The 21,684-nt window shown below is 65.3% G+C and carries 18 protein-coding genes; 10 read left to right on the top strand and 8 right to left on the bottom strand.

Going from position 1 to position 21,684, the window contains the following annotated elements; genetic code table 11:
- Nucleotides 1-113 precede the first annotated feature (113 nt).
- A complete protein-coding gene (locus tag LJ737_RS13335; protein WP_227766475.1) occupies nt 114-518 on the top strand; it encodes a hypothetical protein in 405 nt (134 codons plus the stop codon).
- An 80-nt stretch (nt 519-598) separates the two neighbouring features.
- On the opposite strand, the gene lpdA is transcribed toward LJ737_RS13335, so the two are convergent.
- Complete coding sequence (gene lpdA, locus LJ737_RS13330; RefSeq protein WP_227766472.1) at nt 599-1,993, bottom strand: dihydrolipoyl dehydrogenase; 1,395 nt, start codon at nt 1,991-1,993, stop codon at nt 599-601.
- A gap of 185 nt (nt 1,994-2,178) precedes the next feature.
- On the opposite strand from lpdA, the gene LJ737_RS13325 reads away from it, so the two are divergent.
- Complete coding sequence (locus tag LJ737_RS13325) at nt 2,179-2,976, top strand: tetratricopeptide repeat protein (protein WP_227766470.1); 798 nt, start codon at nt 2,179-2,181, stop codon at nt 2,974-2,976.
- A 161-nt stretch (nt 2,977-3,137) separates the two neighbouring features.
- Here the strand turns inward: LJ737_RS13325 and trxA are convergent, their stop codons facing one another.
- Together trxA and LJ737_RS13315 are read right to left on the bottom strand one after the other, a co-directional pair.
- Nucleotides 3,138-3,449: a thioredoxin gene (trxA, locus tag LJ737_RS13320; protein ID WP_227766468.1), complete on the bottom strand. Its 312-nt coding sequence runs from the start codon at nt 3,447-3,449 to the stop codon at nt 3,138-3,140.
- Between the two features lie 120 nt (nt 3,450-3,569).
- Entirely contained in the window at nt 3,570-4,004 is a 435-nt protein-coding gene (locus LJ737_RS13315; RefSeq protein WP_227766466.1) for a hypothetical protein, read from the bottom strand.
- A gap of 246 nt (nt 4,005-4,250) precedes the next feature.
- Between LJ737_RS13315 and LJ737_RS13310 the strand changes: the two genes are divergently transcribed.
- Both LJ737_RS13310 and LJ737_RS13305 read left to right on the top strand, forming a co-directional pair.
- Nucleotides 4,251-4,568 carry an HNH endonuclease gene (locus tag LJ737_RS13310; RefSeq protein ID WP_227766465.1) on the top strand — a complete coding sequence of 106 codons (318 nt, stop codon included), beginning with the start codon at nt 4,251-4,253 and terminating at the stop codon, nt 4,566-4,568.
- 38 nt (nt 4,569-4,606) lie between these two features.
- Nucleotides 4,607-5,683, top strand: coding sequence for a DUF6687 family protein (locus LJ737_RS13305; RefSeq protein ID WP_227766463.1), 1,077 nt, complete (start codon nt 4,607-4,609; stop codon nt 5,681-5,683).
- Nucleotides 5,684-5,703: 20 nt separating this feature from the next.
- On the opposite strand, the gene LJ737_RS13300 is transcribed toward LJ737_RS13305, so the two are convergent.
- Together LJ737_RS13300 and LJ737_RS13295 are read right to left on the bottom strand one after the other, a co-directional pair.
- The gene (locus LJ737_RS13300) at nt 5,704-9,429 is read right to left on the bottom strand and encodes an AAA family ATPase (RefSeq protein WP_227766461.1); all 3,726 of its coding nucleotides are present in this window, start codon (nt 9,427-9,429) and stop codon (nt 5,704-5,706) included.
- 250 nt (nt 9,430-9,679) lie between these two features.
- Nucleotides 9,680-10,942, bottom strand: a complete 1,263-nt coding sequence (locus LJ737_RS13295; protein ID WP_227766458.1) for an exonuclease SbcCD subunit D C-terminal domain-containing protein — start codon at nt 10,940-10,942, stop codon at nt 9,680-9,682.
- A 200-nt stretch (nt 10,943-11,142) separates the two neighbouring features.
- Here LJ737_RS13295 and LJ737_RS13290 point away from each other — a divergent pair, with 200 nt between their 5' ends.
- A complete protein-coding gene (locus LJ737_RS13290; protein WP_227766457.1) occupies nt 11,143-11,877 on the top strand; it encodes an MOSC domain-containing protein in 735 nt (244 codons plus the stop codon).
- A gap of 167 nt (nt 11,878-12,044) precedes the next feature.
- Here the strand turns inward: LJ737_RS13290 and LJ737_RS13285 are convergent, their stop codons facing one another.
- The gene (locus LJ737_RS13285) at nt 12,045-13,421 is read right to left on the bottom strand and encodes an MBL fold metallo-hydrolase (RefSeq protein ID WP_227766455.1); all 1,377 of its coding nucleotides are present in this window, start codon (nt 13,419-13,421) and stop codon (nt 12,045-12,047) included.
- Nucleotides 13,422-13,814: 393 nt separating this feature from the next.
- Nucleotides 13,815-14,288 (bottom strand): Spy/CpxP family protein refolding chaperone, encoded by a 474-nt coding sequence (locus LJ737_RS13280; RefSeq protein WP_227766451.1) that lies wholly within the window; start codon nt 14,286-14,288, stop codon nt 13,815-13,817.
- Between the two features lie 210 nt (nt 14,289-14,498).
- Here LJ737_RS13280 and LJ737_RS13275 point away from each other — a divergent pair, with 210 nt between their 5' ends.
- Nucleotides 14,499-16,067 carry an APC family permease gene (locus tag LJ737_RS13275; RefSeq protein WP_227766449.1) on the top strand — a complete coding sequence of 523 codons (1,569 nt, stop codon included), beginning with the start codon at nt 14,499-14,501 and terminating at the stop codon, nt 16,065-16,067.
- 185 nt (nt 16,068-16,252) lie between these two features.
- On the opposite strand, the gene LJ737_RS13270 is transcribed toward LJ737_RS13275, so the two are convergent.
- Nucleotides 16,253-16,462, bottom strand: coding sequence for a hypervirulence associated TUDOR domain-containing protein (locus tag LJ737_RS13270; RefSeq protein ID WP_227766447.1), 210 nt, complete (start codon nt 16,460-16,462; stop codon nt 16,253-16,255).
- 306 nt (nt 16,463-16,768) lie between these two features.
- Here LJ737_RS13270 and LJ737_RS13265 point away from each other — a divergent pair, with 306 nt between their 5' ends.
- From LJ737_RS13265 to LJ737_RS13250, 4 genes are all read left to right on the top strand, one after another.
- A complete protein-coding gene (locus tag LJ737_RS13265; RefSeq protein WP_227766444.1) occupies nt 16,769-17,440 on the top strand; it encodes a response regulator in 672 nt (223 codons plus the stop codon).
- Nucleotides 17,441-17,767: 327 nt separating this feature from the next.
- Nucleotides 17,768-17,974, top strand: coding sequence for a putative molybdenum carrier protein (locus tag LJ737_RS13260; protein WP_227766442.1), 207 nt, complete (start codon nt 17,768-17,770; stop codon nt 17,972-17,974).
- A 130-nt stretch (nt 17,975-18,104) separates the two neighbouring features.
- Nucleotides 18,105-20,159 (top strand): RICIN domain-containing protein, encoded by a 2,055-nt coding sequence (locus LJ737_RS13255; RefSeq protein WP_227766440.1) that lies wholly within the window; start codon nt 18,105-18,107, stop codon nt 20,157-20,159.
- Between the two features lie 111 nt (nt 20,160-20,270).
- Nucleotides 20,271-21,188 carry a DUF6929 family protein gene (locus LJ737_RS13250; protein WP_227766437.1) on the top strand — a complete coding sequence of 306 codons (918 nt, stop codon included), beginning with the start codon at nt 20,271-20,273 and terminating at the stop codon, nt 21,186-21,188.
- Nucleotides 21,189-21,684: the final 496 nt, after the last annotated feature.

Genomic DNA, 21,684 nt, shown 5'->3' with positions numbered 1-21,684 from the left:
CGGCAGAGTTATTCTGCCGGGCCGTTGCTGCATGGTAGCCTCCCATTAGGTTTGGAGCGACCAAGGAGCAAATCGGATAGGTTTGCTCAACCATACCCATATGCCCAAACTTCATGATTCAGGCAAAAGCTCTTCAGACGGCTATAGCAAGCTTCAACCGGCCAGTTGTAGCGGGAATTCAATACAGCGCCAAGAGCCAGAGGCTTATCATCGAATTCCGCAGCAACGGCAACGAAGACGTCGATTACGAAATAATATTTGAGCATACCCGAGGCTTCAAGTTACTGGATGAAGGCGACTTACTTAATTATTGGGAGGCGCTTTGGAAAACCAAGATGTTGCCTCACGATGCACTGTTTGAAATCGAGAGCGGCGGGTGGCTGGATATGGAAGACCAAGCGGGCGGCTTCTCATCCAAATTCCTTGGGTTTCGCGAGTTTTTAATTACCGGTGAAGATGATTGCGTGTTGGTAATTAGCAACGATGAACCCTTGATTGTCAAATGCTCGGCTTCTTAAGCGCAAATACTATATAGAACAAAACGCCCCGCCGGAACCAGGTTCCAGCGGGGCGTTTGGCACGTAATCAGCCCGACGGCTTACAGATGAATCACCTCACCGTAAGCCGCGGCAGCGGCTTCCATCACCGCTTCCGACATGGTCGGGTGGGGGTGGATGGCCTTGATGATTTCGTGGCCGGTGGTTTCGAGCTTGCGCGCCACCACGGCTTCGGCAATCATGTCGGTCACGCCGGCGCCAATCATGTGGGCGCCCAGCCACTCGCCGTACTTCTTGTCGAAGATGACTTTCACGAAGCCATCCTTGGCACCCGAGGCCGACGCCTTGCCGGAAGCCGAGAAGGGGAATTTGCCCACCAGGATGTCGTAGCCCTGCTTTTTGGCTTCTTCTTCCGTGAGGCCCACCGAGGCAATTTCCGGGGTGCAATAGGTGCAGCCGGGCACGTTGCCGTAGTTGATAGGCTCGGGGTGGTGGCCCGCAATGGCCTCCACGCAGGTGATGCCCTCGGCCGAGGCCACGTGCGCCAGCGCCGGACCGGGCACGATGTCGCCGATGGCGTACACGCCGGGCACGTTGGTGCGGTAGTACTCGTCGACCTTGATGCGGCCCTTCTCCACCGTGATGCCCAGTTCTTCCAGACCGATGTTTTCCAGGTTCGGCTGAATGCCCACCGCGCTCAGCACGATGTCGGCTTCCAGCTGCTGCTCGCCCTTGGCGGTTTTGATGCTCACCTTGCAGCCCTGGCCGGCGGTGTCCACCTTGGTCACTTCGGCCGAGGTCAGGATGTCGATGCCGGCTTTCTTGAACGAGCGTTCCAGCTGCTTCGACACTTCCTCGTCTTCCACCGGCACGATGCGCGGCAGGTACTCCACGATGGTCACCTTGGTGCCCATGGTGGCGTAGAAGTAGGCAAACTCGACGCCGATGGCGCCGGAGCCCACCACCACCATCGACTTGGGCTGCTGGGGCAGCACCATGGCCTCGCGGTAGCCGATGATTTTCTTGCCGTCGATGGGCAGGTTGGGCAGCTGCCGGGCGCGGGCGCCGGTGGCCAGGATGATGTGCTTGGCCTGGATGGTTTCCTTGCCGCCGTCGGCCTTGGTCACGTCCACTTCGCCGGCTTTCAGCACCTTGGCCGTGCCCATGATGGCGTCGATCTTGTTCTTTTTGAACAGGAAGTTGATGCCCTTGCTCATGCCGTCGGCCACGCCGCGGCTGCGCTTCACCACGGCCCCGAAGTCGTAGCCCACGTTGTCGGCCGAGAGGCCGTAGTCCTGCGGGTGCTTCAGGTAATCAAACACCTGCGCCGATTTGAGCAGCGCTTTGGTGGGGATACAGCCCCAGTTGAGGCAGATGCCGCCGAGGGATTCGCGCTCCACCACGCCGACTTTGAAGCCCAGCTGGGAGGCGCGGATGGCTGCCACGTAGCCGCCGGGGCCCGAGCCAATCACGACTACGTCGTATTGCAATGCCATAGTAAACTGTCTGAGGGGAAAAAATGAGCAAATGGGGGCCGGAGCCAGGGCGCCGGGCCGGCAAAGATAGCCGCCCCGGCCGTACCGCCCCAATCGGCGTTACCTAAGTCGGAAACAGCCGTATACAACCCCGAACCCGCCGTTGGGTTTTGCCGCTTTTCCTGCCTTTTTCCTTTCCGACTTCCATGCGACACGTTATACCCCGCCTTCCCGTTGCTGCCGCCAGCCTGCTGTTCGTGCTGCTGACGGCCCAGTGCTCGGCCACCCGCGAAAACGAGACGCCGAGCATGGCCGCCCGGGCCCGCGTCAGCGAGACCCAGGCCGCTGCCAACGCCGACGCCGCGGCTGCCAGCGCCGCCCCGGCCACGCCCGCCACCGATGCCGCCGTGGCCCCCGCCGACGCCGCCAACCCGCCGGGCACGGCCACCGCTACCCCGCCGCCCGCGCCCGCTACGGCGGCCGTAGCCGCCAAGCGCAGCAACGCCGAGTACAAAGCCGACATCAAAGCCGCCTCGGCCACCATCAAGGCCAAGCCCCGCGACTTCGACGCCTACCTGACCCGCGGCCGGGCCCACGCCGCCCTGAAAAACTACCGCGACGCCCTGACGGATTTCAACATGGCCCTGCGCCTGAAGCCCACCAACGCCGACGCGCTCTACAACCGCGGCCTAACCCGGGTGAAAACCAAGGAGTTCAACGCCGCCATCAGCGACTTCGGCAAGGTGCTTCGCTACCGCCCCGAGGACAAGGAAGCCTTCTTCGGCCGCGGTTTGGCCAAAATGTCGCTGGATAATTTCAAGGGCGCCATTCCGGACTTCAACAAGGCCATTGAGCTGGACGCCAACTACGCCGATGCTTACGAGTACCGCGGCATTTGCTACTCCAGCATCAACAAGCCCGAGGACGCCCGCCGGGACCTGGAAAAAGCAACCCAGCTCAACCCCGAAGCCACCCAAAGCCTAAAACGCTACGCTAAGCAGTAAGGAAAGAGGGTTGCTGGTTATCAGAACTAAACTACCTACTTCACAAGTAGTTACTTATAAAACGCCCCGGCCGCCGTTACCATGGTAACGGCGGCCGGGGCGTTTGTCAGTCCGGGTAATCAGCCGCAACAGCCGCCTGTCACGGCTGCGTACCTTGACGACTACTTGCCCACGTACCCGGCCAGCACCTGATTCAGCTGCGGCTCGGGCACCACCCCCGACTGCCGCCACACCGGCTGGCCCTGGTGGAAGAGAATCAGCGTCGGGATGCCCTGCACGCGGAACTGCTGGGCCGCGGCCGGGTTGCGGTCCACGTCGACCTTGATGACCTTGAGCTTGCCTTGGTGCTGGGCCGCGACCTGCTGCAAAATGGGCGCCATGGCCTTGCAGGGGCCGCACCAGTCGGCGTAAAAATCAACGAGCACGGGCATGCCGGGGCTGTTGATGAGTTCGGCGAAGGATTTTTTAGCCATTGCGGAAGGAAATGCTTGGTGAATACTGGGCTATACGAGCCCGGTCGCTGGTAGATAACAGCGGCGCCCGGCTCTGCACGCAGAGCCGGGCGCCGGCAGAATAACCCGAAGTGGGAACGGCTAGCGGGTGCGTTCTACCACCGTCACGTCGTTGGCCACGGTGGGCATCACGAAGCGGCCGCCGGCCACTCGCTTGCCGCCCACTTCGCAGTACCAGGTGTAGCTGCCGGGGTTGGCGTTGGCCGCGATGCCGGCGCTGGTTTGGAAGAAGTCGGCCTCGGTGGGCGGGGAGGGGAACAGCACGTCGACGCCGTTCTGGCCTTTTTCCACTTGTCTCACGAGCGAGTATTCCTTGCCGTTGCCGTTGACGACAAACTTCGCCGTGTACGAGCCGAGCTGCCCGAATTTGTCCGATACCCCAATTTTCACGAAGGGGTCGGTCGAGACCAGCCAGGTCTGGGCCTGGGCTTTGGGGGCCGAGAGGAGCAGGAGCGCGAACAGCAGCCCGAGCAGGCCGCCAACGCGTTTCCCGAAGACAGAAGTAGAGGTTTGCATAGAGCGGAAAAGTAGGAGAGTGAAGAGAGCAGTGTGAGCGTAACGGGGCGGGTGGGCAGGCAAAGGGCGCGAACAGTTCAATACCGGCCGAATCAGCCGGGGAGTGGCGGCGCTGCAACACCGCACTCTATCAAATATATCAATCCAATAAGAGACCTGGCATTATTAGGAGAATATTTTTTTGGAACCAGGCCAGCTCCGGCGTCGCTGCATCTTCGGCCGGCGGGCCGTCGTACAAAAATACGCATGGCCCGCCGTTCCACCCCACCCGTCGCCGCGCCGGCTTCCCCGGCCGAAACGCGCTGCCAGCTCTGCGAACGAGCGGTGCAGCACACTTCCCGCCACCACCTGGTTCCCCGCGAAGAAGGCGGCCGCTACGGGCCCACCGTCGACCTCTGCCAGCCCTGCCACAGCTCGGTGCACCTGCTGCTGACCAACAAGGAGCTGGCCCGCCGCTACCACACCGTGCAGGACCTGCAGCAGGCCGAGGAGCTGCAGAAATACCTGCACTGGATTCGGCGCAGCCGCGTGGAGCGCATTACCAACCGCCGCCGGCGCCGCTGAGGCCGCGTGTGCCCGCGGCGCCGTTTCTTTGCCGCTCTATGGCCTCTTTGCAGTTTTTGTCCTTCGCCGATGCCCGCCGCCACGCCGCCGCCACGGTGGTAGTCGACAGCATCTTGCCCCGCGCCGCCCTCACGCTGGCCCACTGGCGCGGCGCCCCCACGCCGCCCGCATTTCGGGACGACACCAGCGCCGGCTCGGCCCTGCGCGCCGTGGCTGCTCCGCCCGCCGCCCTGCTGGCGGCCCGCTACGTGACGGCTAATCACTTCGACGTCGACGGCTTCGTGGGCGTGTGGGCGCTGCTGCACCCCGCGCTGGCCCGGCGCCACGACGAGCTGCTGCGCCTGGTGGCCGTGCTCGGCGACTTCCGCGAAATCGACTGGCGGCACCCGCTGGCCGAGCCCGCGCTGCAGCTCGTGTGCTGGCTGAACGCCGAGGAAAAAGCCCGCTTCTACGAGCCGTTCGGCGCCCCGGCCCGGCGCCGGCGCGAGGACGAAGCCTCGGCCGAGAAATTCGACTGGTTTCTGCCCCGCTTCGCCGAAATCCTCGAAAACCCCGCGGCCGGCCGCGCCGCCTGGCTGCCCGAATTCGAGCGCGTACGGGCCGCCGCGGCCGTGATGCAGGGCCCGGCCACCACGCTGCGCCGCTACCCCGACCTCGGCCTGACGGTGGTGCGCACCCCGCAGCCGCTACCCTACTACGCCCTGTTCGGCCCCACGGCCGGTACCGACCTGGTGCTGAGCCTCTACGACGGGCAGCGCTACGAATTTGAGTACAAATACACCACCTGGATTGACCTCGAAAGCCGCCCCACGCGTCCGCGCCTGCCGCTCGACAAGCTGGTGAACGAGCTGAACGCCCGCGAAACCAGCGGCCACGCCTGGGCCGCCGACGGCGTCACCGACACCGGCCCGCTGCTGCGCCTGACCGGGCGCAAGCTCAGCAAGGTGCAGCGCTATGCCGACCCCGACCAGCGGCCCATCTACGCCTCCAGCATCAGCCCTGATGAAATGGAGCAGCTCGTGGTTCGCTTTTTTCAGCAGCACTACGCCGGCATCGAGCCCCGGCGCTACTGGAGCTGGGACGAGGTGCGGGCGGCCGGAGCGGTCCTAGGGTAGGATCGGCTCCGGCCGCCGCGTTATTTCTCTTCCTGCGCGGCGCAGCTGGTTTCCTTGCCCATCACGTCCACGATGTGCACGGTGCTGTTGCCGCCCGCACCGGGCCGCACCCGGATCTGCGTGCCGATGCGCTCCTTCAGGTCCGTCACGTGCGAGATGACGCCAATCATCTTGCCCGAGTGCTGCAGGCGCTCCAGTGCGTCGAGGGCCGTGTTGAGCGAGTCCGGGTCGAGCGTGCCGAAGCCCTCGTCGATAAACAAGGACTCGATGCGGGCCTTGTGGCCGGCCAGCTCGCTCAACCCCAGCGCCAGCGCCAGGCTGACAAGGAAACTCTCGCCGCCCGATAGGGAGGCCATGGGGCGCACCGTGTCGGCCTGGTCGTGGTCAATGATTTGCAGCTCCAGGTTGCGGTTAGGCGTTTTCAGAATGGTGTAGCGGCCGGTGAGCTGGCGCAAACGCAGATTGGCCAGCCGGGCGAGGTGGCTGAGCGTGAGGCCCTGGGCAAACTGGCTGAACTTGTCACCGCGGGCCGAGCCGATCTGTTCGCTCAACTCCTGCCAGCGCTGCTCTTCCAGGCGGCGCAGTTGCAGCTCGCGTTGCCCGTCGGCCTGCTGCTGCCGGGCCGCATCGTCCTGGCTGAGCTGGTTGCTGACGGCCCCGAGGCGCTGCTGCAGCACATCGTCGGCGGCAGCCAGCTCGTGCAGCTTGGTGCTGAGCTCGGCGGTGGTCAGCGAGGTCAGGCAGGCCTCGGCGTGGTGCTGCTGCTCGGCCGCCAGCTCGCGCAGGCGGCGCGCCGCCGATTCCGTGGCCGTGTGGTGCTCCTGGCGGCGCTGCTCCAAGCGGGCGGCGTCGGCAGCGGGCAGCAGCAGCAGGCGGGCTTCGTCGGCGCTGCTTAGGCCAGTTGCGGTGAGGGCCGCAGCCAGCTCGGCCTGGCGGGCGGTGTGGGTGGCCTGGTCGGCGGCCAGCTGGGTTTTCAGCTCCTGCTGGCTGTTTTGCTTGATGGCTAGCTCCTGCTGCTGCCGGGCCAGCTGCTGCTGGGCCGAGGTGAGGGCGGCGGCTAGCTGCTGGGTGCTGCGGCGCAGCTGCTCGGCTTCGGCGCTGGGGTCGGTGCCGGCGTAGCGGGCCTGGCGGGCGGCGCGCTGCTGGTCCAGGGCCAGTTGCTCGGCGTCCAGGGCGTCCAGGTCGGTGGTCAGCTTCTGCTGCCGGCGGGCCAGCTCCTCCGTCTGCGACTTGTGCTGGCTGGTGCGCTCCAGTAGCTTGGCGCCCAGTCCCTTGAGTTTGCTGACCTGCGCCTCGTACTGCAACGCGCGGTCCTGCAGCGTGGCCAGCACGCCGTCGAACACCGAATTGGCGGGCAAGGCCAGCTGGTGGGGCTGCAGGTATTCGCGGATGGTCTGCTGGTAGATGCCGGCCTGCTCACGCCAGTGCGCCAGCTCCGTTGCCAAGGTTTTCAGGTCGGCTTCGAGAGTGGTTTGGCGGTCGAGCAGGCGCGGAATTTCGCGCTGGGCGGCCGTGGCGGCTTCACCTTCCTGCAGAAACTTCTCGCGCAGCTCCGCCAGCCGCGCGTCGAGCACGGCGAGGCGGTTGCGGCTGGTTTGGGCGGCCGTCAGCTGGGCGGCGGTGCCGGCCAGCAGGGTTTGCAGGGCCGCCGCCTCGGTGGGGGCAGGCGGCACGGGCTGCAGGGTGCGGGCCAAGTCGGCGGCTTGCTGCCGGGCCGCGGCGGCGGCGGCGTGGGCCTCCTGCAGCAGCTGCTGACGCTGGCGCTGCTCGGTTTGGCGGCGGGCTAGCTCGGCCGCCGCTTGGCGCAGCTCCTGGTCAAGCGCGGCCAGAAGCTGCTTCTGCTCGGCTTCGCGGCGTTCTTGCTCGGTGGTTTCGGCCCGAAAATCAGCTCCGAACGGGTGCTCGGTGGCCCCGCACAGCGGGCAGGGCTGGCCGTCGTGCAGGTGCTGGCGGTGGGCGTTGAGGTCGGCCAGGGCCTGCTGGGCGCGCAATTCGCGCTGGTAGCTCTCCAGCAGGCGCTGCCCGTCGACCTGCCGCACTTCTAAGTGTTGGTAGGCGGTTTCGGCAGCGCGCAGGGCCGGCGCTTCCCGCTCGAGGGCGGCGGTCAGGGCCTCGGCGCGAGCCTGCTGCTCCTGCGCAGTGTGGGCCAGGGGCAACAGCTGTTGCAGGCTGCGCAGGTAAGTGGCCAGGTCGTCGGCGCGCTGCACCAGCTCGGCGGCCGTGGTGCCGCGCAGCAGCTCGTCGCGCTCGGTGCGGCAAGGTTGGCCCTCGTTTTTAATGGCCTGCTGCCGGTCCAGCGCTTCTTTTTCCAGGGTTTGGTAGCGGCGCAGGTCGGCCGCCAGGGTTTGCTGGGCGTGCAGCAGCTCGTGGCGGCGGGCTTCGCGAGTGGCCGCTTCTTTCTGGGCCGCCTGCAAGTCGATGATTTCCCGGCTCAGCTCGTTGATCTGGCTTTTCAGGTCGGCCTCGGCGCTGTGGGCTATCAGCCACTGGTTCAGGGCGGCATCCTCGGTTTGCAGGCGGGCAATTTCCTCGGCCTGGCGGGCCAGGTCGGCCCGGGTTTGCTGCACAGCCTCTTGCTCCTGGGCGTGAGCAGCGCGTTTTTTCACCAGTTGCTGGTGCTCCACGGCAATGGCCGCGTCTTGCCGGCCCACTTCTTCCAGCAGCGGCAGGCGCTGACTTTCCGCGGTTTGGGCGGCGGCGTGCTGCTCGTGCGCCGTTTGCTGGGCGGCGGCGGCCGTGGTGCTGGCCTGGTGCAGCAGCGGCAGCTCCCGCTCCAAGTCCAGCAGCTTCCGCTCGGTGGCGCGCACGGTCTGCTCGGCCACTTCGGCCAGGGCCAGGGGCGTGGCTACGGCGGCGGCGCGCTGGTGGTCGGCGAGGCGGGCAAAATCGGGCTGCAGCTGGGCATCCACGAGGCGCAGGCGCTCTGCCTCGCGGGCGGCGGCGTCAAGCTGCTTATCCAGCTGATCGAGGATGGTGCGCCAGGTCAGGCACAGCGTCAGGTCTTCCTGCTCTTGGTAGTGCAGCTCGGTTTGCCCGTGCAGCGTATCCAGTTCGTGCTCCAGCGCGGCGCGCTCCTCCTCGGTCAGCAGCTTGGTGGCGTCGAGCTTGGCTTGCAGCAGCTTGGTTTTCAGTTCTTCCTCCTTGGCCTTTTCGAAGGCGGCCACCGACAGCCGGGAGTAGATGCCCACGTTGGTCATCTTTTCCAGCAGGGCGCTGCGCTCTTTTTCCGGGGCGTGCAGAAAGCGGGCAAACTTGCCCTGGCTCAGCAAGATGGCCTGCTCGAACTGCCCAAAGTCCAGCCCCGACAGCTCCCCGACCTTCGCCGGCACCGCCTCCTTGCCGCTCACCACCGCCTCATTCGAGGAACTCACTACCAGCGACATAGCATCCTGGTTCAGCCCGCCCTTGTCCTCGCCGCGGGTTTTGCGGCGCACTTCCCAGCGCGAGCGGTAGCGCACCCGCTGCGTCTCGCCGGAGTCGGCGTCCGTGGTGTACACCTCGAATTCGACCTCCGAAAACGCGTAGGGCGCGTGGCGGCTCACCATTTCGCCTACCTGCCGGTCGTGGCGGGGCACGCGGCCGTACAGGCCCACCGAAATGGCGTCGAGCAGGGTGCTTTTGCCGGCGCCGGTGGGGCCGGTAATGGCAAACAAGCCCGTGTCGGCCAGCGGCGTCGTGTCGAACCGGATCAGGTACGGGCCGGGCAGCGAGTTGAGGTTGGCGAAGCGGACGCTGATAATTTTCATGCTAACAAAAAGCCGGGAAGCACCCCGAAGATACGACGACGGCCGGGGTGACCGAAGAGAAGTGTAGTCGCAAAAACGAACGTCAGGTCGAGCTTGGCGAGGTGTCTCGCGGGCTGACGTCCACAGGTAGTGTTCTGCTCATCGGGCGTCTGCGCAGTCGAGTCAGCGCTACCGCTTCGTTGAGATTAGTATCCAACGTCAGCCCGCGGGATGCCTCGCCAAGCTTGGCCTGACGTTCTTCTTCCATGGCTCAGGCGTCCGGGCCGCCCCAGGCGGCCGGGTCGGCTTCGGCCAGCAGCTGGCGCAACTCCCCGAAGGTGGCGGTAAGGGCGGCGGCGCGCTCGGGCGGCAGGCCGGCCACGCGGCGGGCAAACACCTCGTCCACGGTCAGGTCGCTGAGCATCTGCTGCGGGGCCACGGTGGCGGCCAGGTCGGGGGCTTCGGTGGCGCGCTGGTGGCGCACGCCGCGCGGGGCCAGCACCTGGGCTTTTTGGTGCTGCAGGGCGGCCTGCACGCGGCGCTGCACCTCGGCCGGCGCTTCGTCCGAATGCACCAGCACGTCGGCCCAGGCCACCAGTTGAAAAGCGGCGTTGTCGTAGGCCAGCACGTCAGCCTCCACTTCCTCCAAGGTGCCGTGGAAGCGCTGCAGCCGGCGCGTGACGGGCACGGGCAGGGCCGTGATGCTGGGCGCGGCACCGGCGCCGGCAAATTCCAGCAGCAACACTTGCTGCCGGTCGTCGGCCTCGGTAAACGACAGCGGCACGGGGGAGCCGGAGTAGCGAATGTGCGGGCGCCCGCCCACCACCTGCGGGCGGTGCAAATGGCCCAGGGCCACGTAGTCGAAGGCGGCGGGGAAGTGCTCGGCGCCCACCAGGCCCAGCCCGCCGATGTGCACGTCGCGCTCGGCGCCTTCGCGGGCCTCGCCGCCGGCGGCGTACAGGTGGCCGGTGGCCAGCACGGGCACGTCCTGCTCGCGCGGGCGCAGCACGTTTTCGTGGTCGGCAAGGGCCGCGTAGTGGGCCGCGATACTGTCGCGCACGCGCTGCTGCCGCTCCTCGGGCGTTTCGCCGGGCAGGGCCAGGCGCACGTCCCGGTCGCGAAGGAAGGGCACGGCGCACACCACCAGGCCGGCGCGGCCGTCGGCGCGGTCCAGGGTCAGTACCTGCTCGGCGGGCTCGGCCGGCACGTTGCCCACCACGTGGATGCGCAACTGCCGCAGCAGTTGGCGCGAGGCGTTGAGCAGGGTAGGAGAGTCGTGGTTGCCGCCCACTACCACGATGTGGCGGCAGCCCGTGCGCTGCATCTGCACCAAAAACGTGTAGTACAGCTCCTGGGCCGCGTGCGAGGGCGACGTGGTGTCGAATACGTCGCCGGCCACCACCAGCGCATCCACGCCGTGCTCTTGCACGGCGAGCAGCAGCCAGTCCAGAAACCGCCGCTGCTCCGTTAGGCGCTCCTGCCCGGTGAGGAAGTGCTGGCCTAGGTGCCAGTCGGCGGTGTGAAGGACTCTCATGGGGGAAATAGCGCTGATGCAACTTCAAAAATAATGTTTGCTGCGTCGTTTTTCTCCGCAACTTGGCGGCTCTTACGCAGAATTATTATTAAGTAATACGGGTTACTTGTTGTGGGTAGTAAACATATATACTTGTTGTGATTTAAGGAATTGCCCTGCTGTGGCTTGCCCGGGCCACTGCTTCACCTTTCGAACTCGTAATGATGGACACCACCGCCCCGCTGAGCCTGCCGCTGGAATCGTTGCGCGTGGGCCGGCCGCAGCAGCTCGGCCTCGCCGCTGCCACCGAGCCGCTGGCCCGCGCCTGGACTTCGGCCATCCACAAAAGCGAAGTGACGGCCCCCGTATGGCTGACCGCGCTGAATCTGGCGGGCGACGAGCAGGCCGACCAGCGCAACCACGGCGGCCCCGATCAAGCCCTATGCGCTTATCCGGCCGCCCACTACGCCTACTGGTCCGAGCGCCTAGGCCGGGAACTAGGGGCCGGCGCCTTCGGTGAAAACCTCACCATTGGCGGCGCCTACACCGAAGCCGACGTGTGCCTGGGCGACGTGTACGCCCTAGGCGAGGCGCTGGTGCAAATCAGCCAGCCCCGCTCACCCTGCTGGAAAATTGCCCGCCGCTGGCAGGAACCGCTGTTTTCGCAGTGGCTGCAGGAAACCGGCTTTACCGGTTGGTACCTGCGCGTGCTGCAGCCCGGCCGCGTGGCCCCCTCCGACCGGTTGGTGCTGCAGAACCGCCCGCACCCCGACTGGCCGCTCACCCGCGTCAATGCCGCCAAGTACGAGCAGCGCCACGACCGGGCCTTGGTAGCGGAACTGCTGGCCTGCCCGGAACTGGGGGAAGCATGGCGGCGCAAGCTGCAGGGGCGCCTCAGCGGCGCGTTGCCGATCAACGACGATGCCAACCGTTTGGTCGGCCCAAACGCGGGGTAGCGGGGCGTCGCGTAAAGGCACAGAGCGAATAATTACGCCACAACGCTGGCAACGGTATGCGGGCTATCAATTCGCGCTAGGCTGCCGGCTGAGTCGCGTATTCACCAACAAAAAGCCCCAACCGGATAGCGGGTGGGGCTTTTTGTTGGTGCAAACCGGCGGCCGACTTAGTGGACCGCCTGCTTCTGAAATTCGGTAATGGCTTCGCCCAGATCGTAGATTTCGGCGCCCTCTGGCAGGGCCGCTTGCAGAATGCTGGCCCCGGCAGCCGAGCGGTAGCCCCCGGCGCAGTGCACCAGCACCGGCTTGCTGGTGGGCACTTCCTGGGCCCGCTCGCGCAGCTCGGGCAGCGGGATGAGCAGCGCCCCCTCAAACACGGGCTGCTTAGCTTCGGTGCGGTTGCGGATGTCGACGATGGTAAACTGCTCCGGATGCTGGCGCACGCGCTCCACGTCCACGTCGGGGCTGGTGGCGGGCTGTTCGCGCGGGGGGAGCAGGGCGCCCTGGATGTTGCCCTCGTAGCCGATTTTGGCCGCCTTGCGGATGACCGTGTCCAGGGCAATCTGCGACTCGGCCACCAGGTAGAACGGCTCTTTCGGGCCCACCACCGAGCCCAGCCAGGTTTCAAACTTGCCGCCGTCCATCAAGTTGATGGCCCCGGGCAGGTGGCCCTTGCGGAACTGCGCCGCCGGCCGCGTGTCGATGATGAGCACGTCAGGCTCCAGGGCCGAGCCGCTGGGCAGGTGCTTCACGGCGCGTACCGAGTCCTCAAAAGCCGGCGCGCCCTGCTTGTTCAGCTGCACGTCGCGGCCGAAGTACTTGGGCACGAAGGGCTGGTCTTCGAGCAACACCTGAATAAACTCCTCCCGGCTCATGGGCTGCAGGGCGTAGTTGGTCTTGAGCTCCTTGCCGATGGTGCTGTCGAGGTCGGGGGAGGTGGTTTTGCCGCAAAGGCTGCCCGGGCCGTGCGCCGGGTACACCTTGGTGGCCGGCGGCAGGGTCATGAGCTTGTCGCGGGTGCTGTCGTACATCAACCCGGCCAATTCCTCGCGCTTGTGCCCGCCCACGGCTTCGTCCTCGCGCAGGTCGGGGCGGCCCACGTCGCCCACGAAGAGGGTGTCGCCGGTGAAGGCGGCCCGGATCTGGCCCAACTCATCCACCAGCAGAATGGTAATGGAGTCGGGCGAGTGGCCCGGCGTGTTCAGCGCGTGCAGTTCCACCTGCCCGATGCTGATTCGGTCCCCTTCGTCGAAGGGACGGTGGGTGTAGCTGGCCTTCACCAGGCGGCTCACGTAGATGGCGGCTCCTGTTTCCTGCGCAATTTCCAGGTGCGACGAAACGAAGTCGGCGTGCGGGTGCGTCTCGATGACGGCCACGATGCGGGCTTCCTGCTCGTCGGCAAAATCGTAGTACGGCTGCGGGTCCCGGCCCGGGTCGATGACGGCCATGCGGCCGCCGCTGAGCACGGCGTAGGAGGCGTGGGCCAGGCCCTTGTCGTAAAACTGGTGTATCCTGAAAGGTTGTGTGGAAGGCAGCGGACTCATGAGGGTAAAGTAAGGTGACTACTCCCAGAACCGGCGAACGGGCCCTGGTGCGGCGGCTGACGGGGCTGCAAGCACCGCGCCGATTGGCCGCCGCCTGACAGCATGGCCGCTTGGGCGAACCAGCAGGCTGACAATTTCAAATATAAGGACGGAGCTACGGCTTGGCTCGGATAGCCGGGTTAATTTACCGGGTTGCTGCGCAAGTGATTGTTTGATAATCATTTAGGATACATGGCAGCGGGGCGACAGGTACCACCAGGGCTTTTCTTGCCCAGCGGCCGAATCAAAGTGGTACCCGCCGCTTGGGTGCGGGCGACGGGTGACACCAACACACACCGGCCCGCCCTCAAAGTAGAGAGCGGGCCGGTAGGACGTTGAGAGAACGGGACGGGGTTAGCTGGCTTTGGTCTTGATCTTGTCCTTCTTGGCCTTCACCTTGCCTTCTTTTTTGGCCTCTTTCAGCTCGCCCACGCGTTCCATGCGGTCTTCGCGCTGCTGCTGGTACTTGGCATACTGCTCGGGGGTGAGCACGGCCTTGAGTTGCTCGTCGTAGCGGGCGCGGCCTTCCTGCATTTTCTGGCGCATGGCCTCGCGGTCCACGCTGCCGGGCGTCATGCTGGCGCGGGCGGCGTCCACCTCGTTGGCCTGGGCCAGGAAGATGGCGCGCACTTTGGGCTGCTGCTCGGCCGTGAGGGTGAGTTGGTTGGTCAGGCGCTGGGTTTGCATGTCGGCGCGCTGCTCGGGCGTGCGCTGCTCGCGGCCCATGCCGCGGCCTTGGAAACCGCCGTTGGCGGGCGGGGTGGTTTGGGCTTGGGCGCTGGCGAAGCCGAGGGTGGCAACGGTCAGCAGGAAAAGCATCTTTTTCATCGGAAGTGGGTCAATTGGAAAATCTACCGGCTTAGAGGGCCGCTGGGCCGCAAGGTTTAACCGGCCCGCGGGGCCCAAGACAACTTCCGGGCCAACACCCGCGGACGCCGGATTCTGCCTATATTCGGGCCCCGGCGTGTCGGTGTGCCGCACTTGGGGCCTTGCCACGACCACCTTCTCTCTAAAAATTCTCCCCATCCCAATCATCTAATGGCAAACATTTTCGCCAAAAAACCGCTGGCCGTGCTGCTCGGCGAAGCCAACGCCTCGGGCGAAGGCGCGCTTAAGCGTACCCTGGGCGCGGCGAGCCTCGTCGCCCTCGGCGTCGGGGCCATCATCGGCGCCGGCCTGTTCGTGCGCACGGCCGCCGCGGCGGCCCAGGCTTCGGGCCCGGGCGTGACGCTGGCCTTCATCGTGGCCGCCATCGGCTGCGCTTTCGCCGGCCTCTGCTACGCCGAATTCGCCGCCATGATTCCCATTGCCGGCTCGGCCTACACCTACGCCTACACCACCATGGGCGAGTTTGTCGCTTGGGTGATTGGCTGGGCCCTGATCATGGAATACGCCCTGGGCGCGGCCACCGTGAGCATTGCCTGGAGTGAGTACCTGAACAAGCTCTTGGCGGTGTTCGGGACGAGTATACCCTACGAGTGGTCCCACTCCCCGCTGGAAAGCGCCGTCATCAACGGCGTATCGCACACCGGCCTGCTGAACCTGCCGGCCCTGTTCATCATCGTGGCCCTGAGCCTGTTGCTGATCAAAGGTACCCAGGAATCGGCCACGTTCAACTCCATCATCGTGGTGGTGAAAGTGGCCATCGTGCTGGTGTTCATCGCCGTGGGCTGGCAGTTCATCAACCCCGCCAACCACACGCCCTACCTGATTCCGGAAAACGCCGAGCCCGTGGTGAGCGGCGGTAAGATCGTGCGCGAATACACCGAGTGGAACAAGCACGGCTGGGGCGGCATCCTAGGCGGGGCGGCCATCGTGTTCTTCGCCTTCATCGGCTTCGACGCCGTGTCGACGGCCGCGCAGGAGGCCAAAAATCCCAAGCGCGACATGCCCATCGGCATCCTCGGCTCCCTGGCCGTGTGCACCGTCCTCTACATCCTGTTCGGCCACGTGCTGACGGGCGTGGCCAACTGGCGCGAGTTTGCCGACCCGGCCAAGGGCGGCGAAGCCTCTGTGGCTTACGCCATCAAGGAGCACATGCCCGGCTACGAGTGGCTGTCGACGGCCGTGGTGGTGGCCATTCTGGCCGGTTTCTCCTCGGTTATCCTGGTGATGCTCATGGGCCAGAGCCGCGTGTTCTTCTCCATGGCCAAGGACGGCCTGATGCCCAAGGCCTTCTCGGAACTGCACCCCAAGTTCCACACGCCCTACAAGTCGAACCTGGTGCTGCTGGTGTTCGTGGGCGCCTTCGCCGCCTTCGTGCCCGGCTCCCTGGCCGGCGACCTGACCTCCTTCGGCACGCTGCTGGCCTTCGTGCTCGTGTCCATCGGCGTGTGGATCATGCGCCGCACCGACCCGGAGCAGCCGCGTCCGTTCCGCTCGCCCCTGTCCTCGGCGTCGTTCCCGCTGGTTCCCATCCTGGGCGCCCTGATTTGCCTCGCGATGATTCTGGCCCTCGACGCCATGACGCTGAAACTGGCCCTGGGCTGGATGCTGATTGGCTTTATCGTGTACTTCGTCTACGGCCGGCACAACTCCAAGCTGCAGCAAGGCATCGTGGTGGTGCCCACGGAGCTGGAGGAGCAAGCCTTCATCGAACAGAAGTAACGGCTGGACGTACCACCGACCGCACAAAGCCCCGCCGAAGCACTCGGCGGGGCTTTTCTGTTGAATTATATATTGGTACGGCTATGCAACTTCCGCTGTGTGCGCGGGCTCCTGAAGCCGGTGAAATTGTCCGGCCCCGCCTTCCGCAATGTCTTAATTAGCCCGCTGTCTGCCCGGGCTGGCGCTCAAGCGGCAAGCTGCAACTCACTTTTGAGTTTGAGCACCCGCTCGCCGTTGGCTTGCACGATGAGGAATGCCGGGTTGTCGGCGCTGCCGTGGCGGGTGACGGACACGCCTTTGAGTTGCCGCGTTACCGACTCTTTGAACGTCTGCTCAATCTTGCCGGTGGCCCGGCCAGTACCGTACTTCCAGGAAACCGCAGTGCCTTTGCGCATAAGGTGGGTCGGTGCTTAGTGACTTGGAAGTTGTACGGCTTCATCATCGGATAGGTCAATTTAGTGCCTTATTGCGCTGACGATGAAGGCGGTACCGCTCACCAACTGGACAGATGCGTAGCAAAACAGCTGCTTTCATACTTATTTTGCAGTGTTTTGCTTGATTTTTGCGGGCTTTTATCGGTTTTCTCTGCGGCTTTGCACGCAATGTATTAGGCCCTTGGCCGTTGGTAAGAGGGCCATTTGGCAACTAGCCTGGGCCAACGGGCGCCTTTCCTAAGTTTATCGACGCAGTAAATTGATTGTATGGACGAACCTTTCCACGAAGTCATTCAGGTATTGCTGGTCGATGATCATCCGTTGGTTATCGAGGGCATCAGCTCCTTGCTGAAGGATGTGGACGACCTGCACGTGGTAGCCACCGCCAGCAGCGGCTACGAGGCTTTGCAGCGGCTGCAGGAGCAGCCGGCCGTGCGTATTGCCATCGTGGACTTGAACATGCCCGGCATGGGCGGCGTCGACCTGATTCGGCTAATGCAGCAGCAATACCCGGCCGTACGGGCCCTGGCGTTGTCGGTGTATTTTGACTACAGCTCTGTGACCGATGTGCTGGACGCGGGCGGGGCAGGTTACTTGCTAAAAAACACCAGCAAAAAGGAGCTGATTGACGCTATCCGCCGAGTAGCGGCCGGCAACCGCTTCTTCAGCCAGGAAGTCGGCGACACCCTGTTGCAAAACATTCCGCGGCCCAACGCCCCGGCCCCGGTACGCGAGGAGCGGCCGGTAGAACTCACGGCCCGCGAAAAAGAGGTTTTGGAGTTGATTGCCGACGAGCTGCCCAACTCGCTTATTGCCAAAAAGCTATTCATCAGCGAGCGGACGGTCGAATCGCACCGCAAAAACCTGTTGACCAAGACCAACTCTAAATCGGTGGTAGGCCTGATTCAGTACGCGCTGCGCCACAAACTGATAGATTAAACTCCGGCGGTTGTGCTACCCCCGCGACGACGCCCGGCCTTACCCAAGGCCGGGCGTCGTCGCGTGTGGGGGATGGTGACGTTGAGAAAAAGGGGCTTAGCAAGGCGCAACACGGGAAAATTGCTGGCTTAGCAGCTTGATTACCAGCGCGGAATCAGGGGTAGCCCGTAGGGTAAAATACGGGTTAGTACGGATATCGTTTTTGCTAAATATTCTTTTATCTTAGCATCGTTCAATAAAATGAAGCTTACTTCATATTGAACAGCGCGCTTTTCAGGTTAACCCGTCCTTTGCTTCATTTTCCACCTCATTTCACCTGTCTGCATCATGGCTTCAAAGATACTTTCGTTCATCTGCCACGTACCCGGCGTGATTCCCGGTGCGTACCCGGCCGTGCCGACCACCGACGCCAGCACCCCCGCCCGCACCGCGCAGGAACCGCGGCGCAGCAGTTCCACCGACGGCGGCCATTTCACAGCTATCTATGAAAACGAGCGGTTCGTCCGCTTCAAGTACATCAGCAACGCGAGTTAAGCCCCGCCACTGCCGCTGACTCCGTCTTTCCGACCCGCTTTGGCCGCCCGGTTTGCTTGCTGCAAGCCGGGCGGCGGCGTGCCGGGGGGTATTTAGGCTAACTTGCGCACCAGAACTAGTGTGCTTACTCATGCCTACTTCCCCGGTGCTGTTGCGTTGCGTGGCTGGATTATGTTGGATACTCGCGCTGATGGGCCCGCCCCGGGCCGTGGCCCAGAGCACCCCGGAGGCCGGTACGTGGTACGGCGTGGTAGCCCGGGGCAGCGGCCGGGCCCTAGAAGTGCGCGGCGCAGCGGCCGAAGCCGGGGCCGCCGTGGTGCAGTGGGAGTTTACCCAGGCCCCCAGCCAGCAGTGGCGGTTTGTGCCCGTCAGCAGCGGCAGCGAGTGGTTTCGCATCGAGGTGCGCCACAGCGGCAAGTGCCTGACGGCCGACGGGCCCGCCGACAACGCCGCCGTGACGCAACGGCCGTATTCGGGCGGGCTGTTTCAGCAGTGGAAGCTGGTGGCGGCCGGGCCCATCGGGAGTGCCCAACTCGTGAGCCGTGGCAACGACGCGATGTGCTTGGCGGTGGCCAACTCCGATAAAGCCAACGGCACGGCCGTGGTGCTGCAGCGCTACCAAAACCGCGCCACGCAGCAGTGGCGGCTGTTTCCGCTGCGCCTGCGGGTGGCAGCCAGCGCGCCCACCTTCGGCAAGCCCAGCCCGCTCGGCGCGGCCATCAACACGCCGGCCAACGAGTTGCACCCGGTGCTCACGCCCGACGGCAACACCTTGTTCTTTGTGCGCACCCGCTACGCCGGCAACAAGGAGGGCGTAGCCGAATCGGGCGACATCTGGACCAGCCAGACCACCGACGGCGGCCAGACCTGGAGCTCGGCCACCCGCCTCGACGCGCTGAGTACTCCGCAGCACAACGGCGTGCAGGCCGTGCTGGCCGGTGGCAACGCCCTGCTGGTGCGCGGCTGGTACGAGCCGCGCGACGGCGGCTCGCGCGACGAAGGCGTGTCGAGGGCGCGGCGCGTGGGCAACAGCTGGGGCAAGATAGAGTCGCTGGAAATCAGCAACTACTACTCCACCGGCACGTCGACCACCTTCTTTCAACCCGCCGACGAGAAAGTACTGCTGATGAGCTTGGAGCGCGCCGACGGGCAAGGCGGCAATGACCTCTACGTGAGCTTGCCCGACGGAGGCGGGGGCTGGAGCGAGCCGCGCAGCCTGGGGCCGGTGGTCAACTCGCCCGGCTTCGACTTTGCGCCCTGGCTGGCGCCCGACGGCAAAACCCTCTACTTCGCCTCGTACGGGCACGCCGGCTACGGCAGCGCCGACGTGTTCGTGACAGAGCGGCAGGACGAGACGTGGACGCGCTGGAGCGAGCCGCGCAACCTGGGCCCCAGCGTGAACAGCGCCGGTTTCGACGCCTACTTCCTGCTCGGACCCGACGGCAAGTCGGCGTACTGGGCCATGTCGCGCACCGCCAACGGCCCGGCCGATATTGTGCGGGCTGCCGCCGGGCTGACCCCGCCCGCCGATACGGCCAAACCCGAACCGGTGCCCGTGGCTACCCGCGCCGAGCCCGCGCGCGGGCTGGTGACGGGCCGCGTGCTCGATGCGCGTACCCGCAAGCCCGTGGTGGCCGAGGTAAAAGCCGACCGCCTTGGCGGCGACATAGTGTTTAATGCCGCGGGCCGCACCGACGCGGCGGGCGGCAATTTTCAGTTCAGCCTGCCGGCGGGCCGCTACCGCCTCGCCGCCACCGCCGGCGGCTTCCTCACCGCCACCGACACGGTGCTGATAACCGGGCAGCGCACCATCGATTTGCTGGTGGTGCCCGCGGCCGTGGGAGCCAAACTGGAACTGCCCACCATCATCTTCGCCCAGGGCAAAGCCAGCTTGCTGGCGGGCTCCTACAACGAGCTAAACCACCTCTCGCGCACCCTACTCGACAACCCCTCGGTGCAGATCCGGCTGGAGGGCCACACCGACAACCAAGGCGACGCGGAGAAAAACAAAGTGCTCAGCGAGCAGCGCGTGGCCGAGGTGAAGCGCTACCTCGTGAGCCGCGGGGTGGGGGAGGAGCGCATCACCACCATCGGGTACGGCGGCAGCAAGCCCCGCGCCAGCAACGAGCGGGAGGAAACCCGCCGCCTGAACCGCCGCGTGGAGTTTACCATCACCAAGCAGTAGGCCGGGCGGCGCGTGGGCGGTACGAGGCCGTTGGGGCCAAGCAAAACCAGTATGATAACCCAATGCCTCGGCATTGGCGTAGCTTCTCACAACCGACAACTGACCCCGCTTATGCAAGCCACCATCCTGCGCGAGATTCAGCTGCCCAACCTGCCCTCCGCCTCGGGCGTGGAAGTGGTGGGCGAGATGGTGTACATCATTGGCGATGATGCGCCGCTGCTGTACTGCTTCGACGCGCGGGAACTGACGGCGGGGCAGCCGGTAACCTTGTTTGAAACGGCGCACTTCAGCGCGGGGCGCATTCCGAAAGGCCTCAAGCCCGACCTGGAATGCCTGACGGCCGTGCCCGCACCCGACGGCGGTACGGCGCTGCTGGCGCTGGGCTCCGGGGCCACCGCGGCCCGGGAAGTGGGCTACTGGGTGACGCTGAGTGGGCCGGCGCCGGCCACCGCCAGCGTGTACCCGTTGTCGCTCACGCCGCTTTACCAGCTGCTGCGGGCCAAGCTGCCGGCCGGGCTGACCCTGAACTTGGAGGCCGCGGCTTCCACTGCCGACAGCCTGCTGCTGATGCAGCGCAGTGTGGGCATGGCCACCGGCAACTTGGTATTTCACTGCCCCCTTGCGTCTACTCTTGATTTCATCCGACACCGCACCGTGCGGGCCCCGGCCATTGGGGTGCAAGAGTACGCCCTGCCCCACATCGACGGCAAGCCCGCCGGGCTGTCGGGGGCCGTGGGCTTCGAGGGGCAGCTATTCGTCACCGCGTCGGTGGAAGACACGACCGACCCGGTGGCCGACGGGGCGGTACTGGGCTCGTTTGTGGGGGTGCTCGATGCCCAGCCGCGCAGCGCCCGCCCCCTGCCTGTGGCGCTGGCGCGGCTGCAGCGCCCCGATGGCCAGCCCTACCGGGGCAAAGTAGAGGGCGTGGCGGTACGCCGGCGCCTTGGGCCCGGTCGTTACGAACTGCTGCTCGTGACCGACGACGACGCGGGCGGCTCTACGGCCGTGGAAGTCGAGTTGAGGGTATGAGCTGCCGCCGCGGCGGACTCGGGCGGCAGCTTGCGCAGCTGCCGGGCCATTACCACCGCCCGGCCGGAAGCGAATTCGACCAGCATGGAACCGTTGCGGCCACGAATGCAGCGCCCGCGCGCGTCGAGCACGGCCCGACAGAGCTGCCCAGCAAGCGGGGAGCCACTTAGCCGGCAGAGCCGGTCGCCGAGGTAACGGTATTGGGCGGCAGCAGCCATGGCCGAGAAACTAGTCAGCTGTTGAAGGGAGCAGGATGCCGAAGCCGGTCGACCAGGAAGCATACGTTGGAACAACACTGGCGGCCGCGGAGCAGTTGGGGCGTTGCAGCGCTCCGCTTATGCCAGCGCTGACCCGGACCTGGCAACGGAGACCAGGGGCTGTTGGCAAAGAGAGGCTGCCAGGGCGCACGCGGACATTTTTCGGCTTTTCCCAAAAAAACAACGCGGCTGATAACCGTCCAGCTTACCGTGCAGGCAAAATCTTGATTATGGGTTGA

This window comes from Hymenobacter sp. 15J16-1T3B (genome assembly GCF_020711235.1).
In the GTDB taxonomy this organism is placed as follows: domain Bacteria; phylum Bacteroidota; class Bacteroidia; order Cytophagales; family Hymenobacteraceae; genus Solirubrum.
This window is presented reverse-complemented; position numbering and strand designations above follow the sequence as displayed.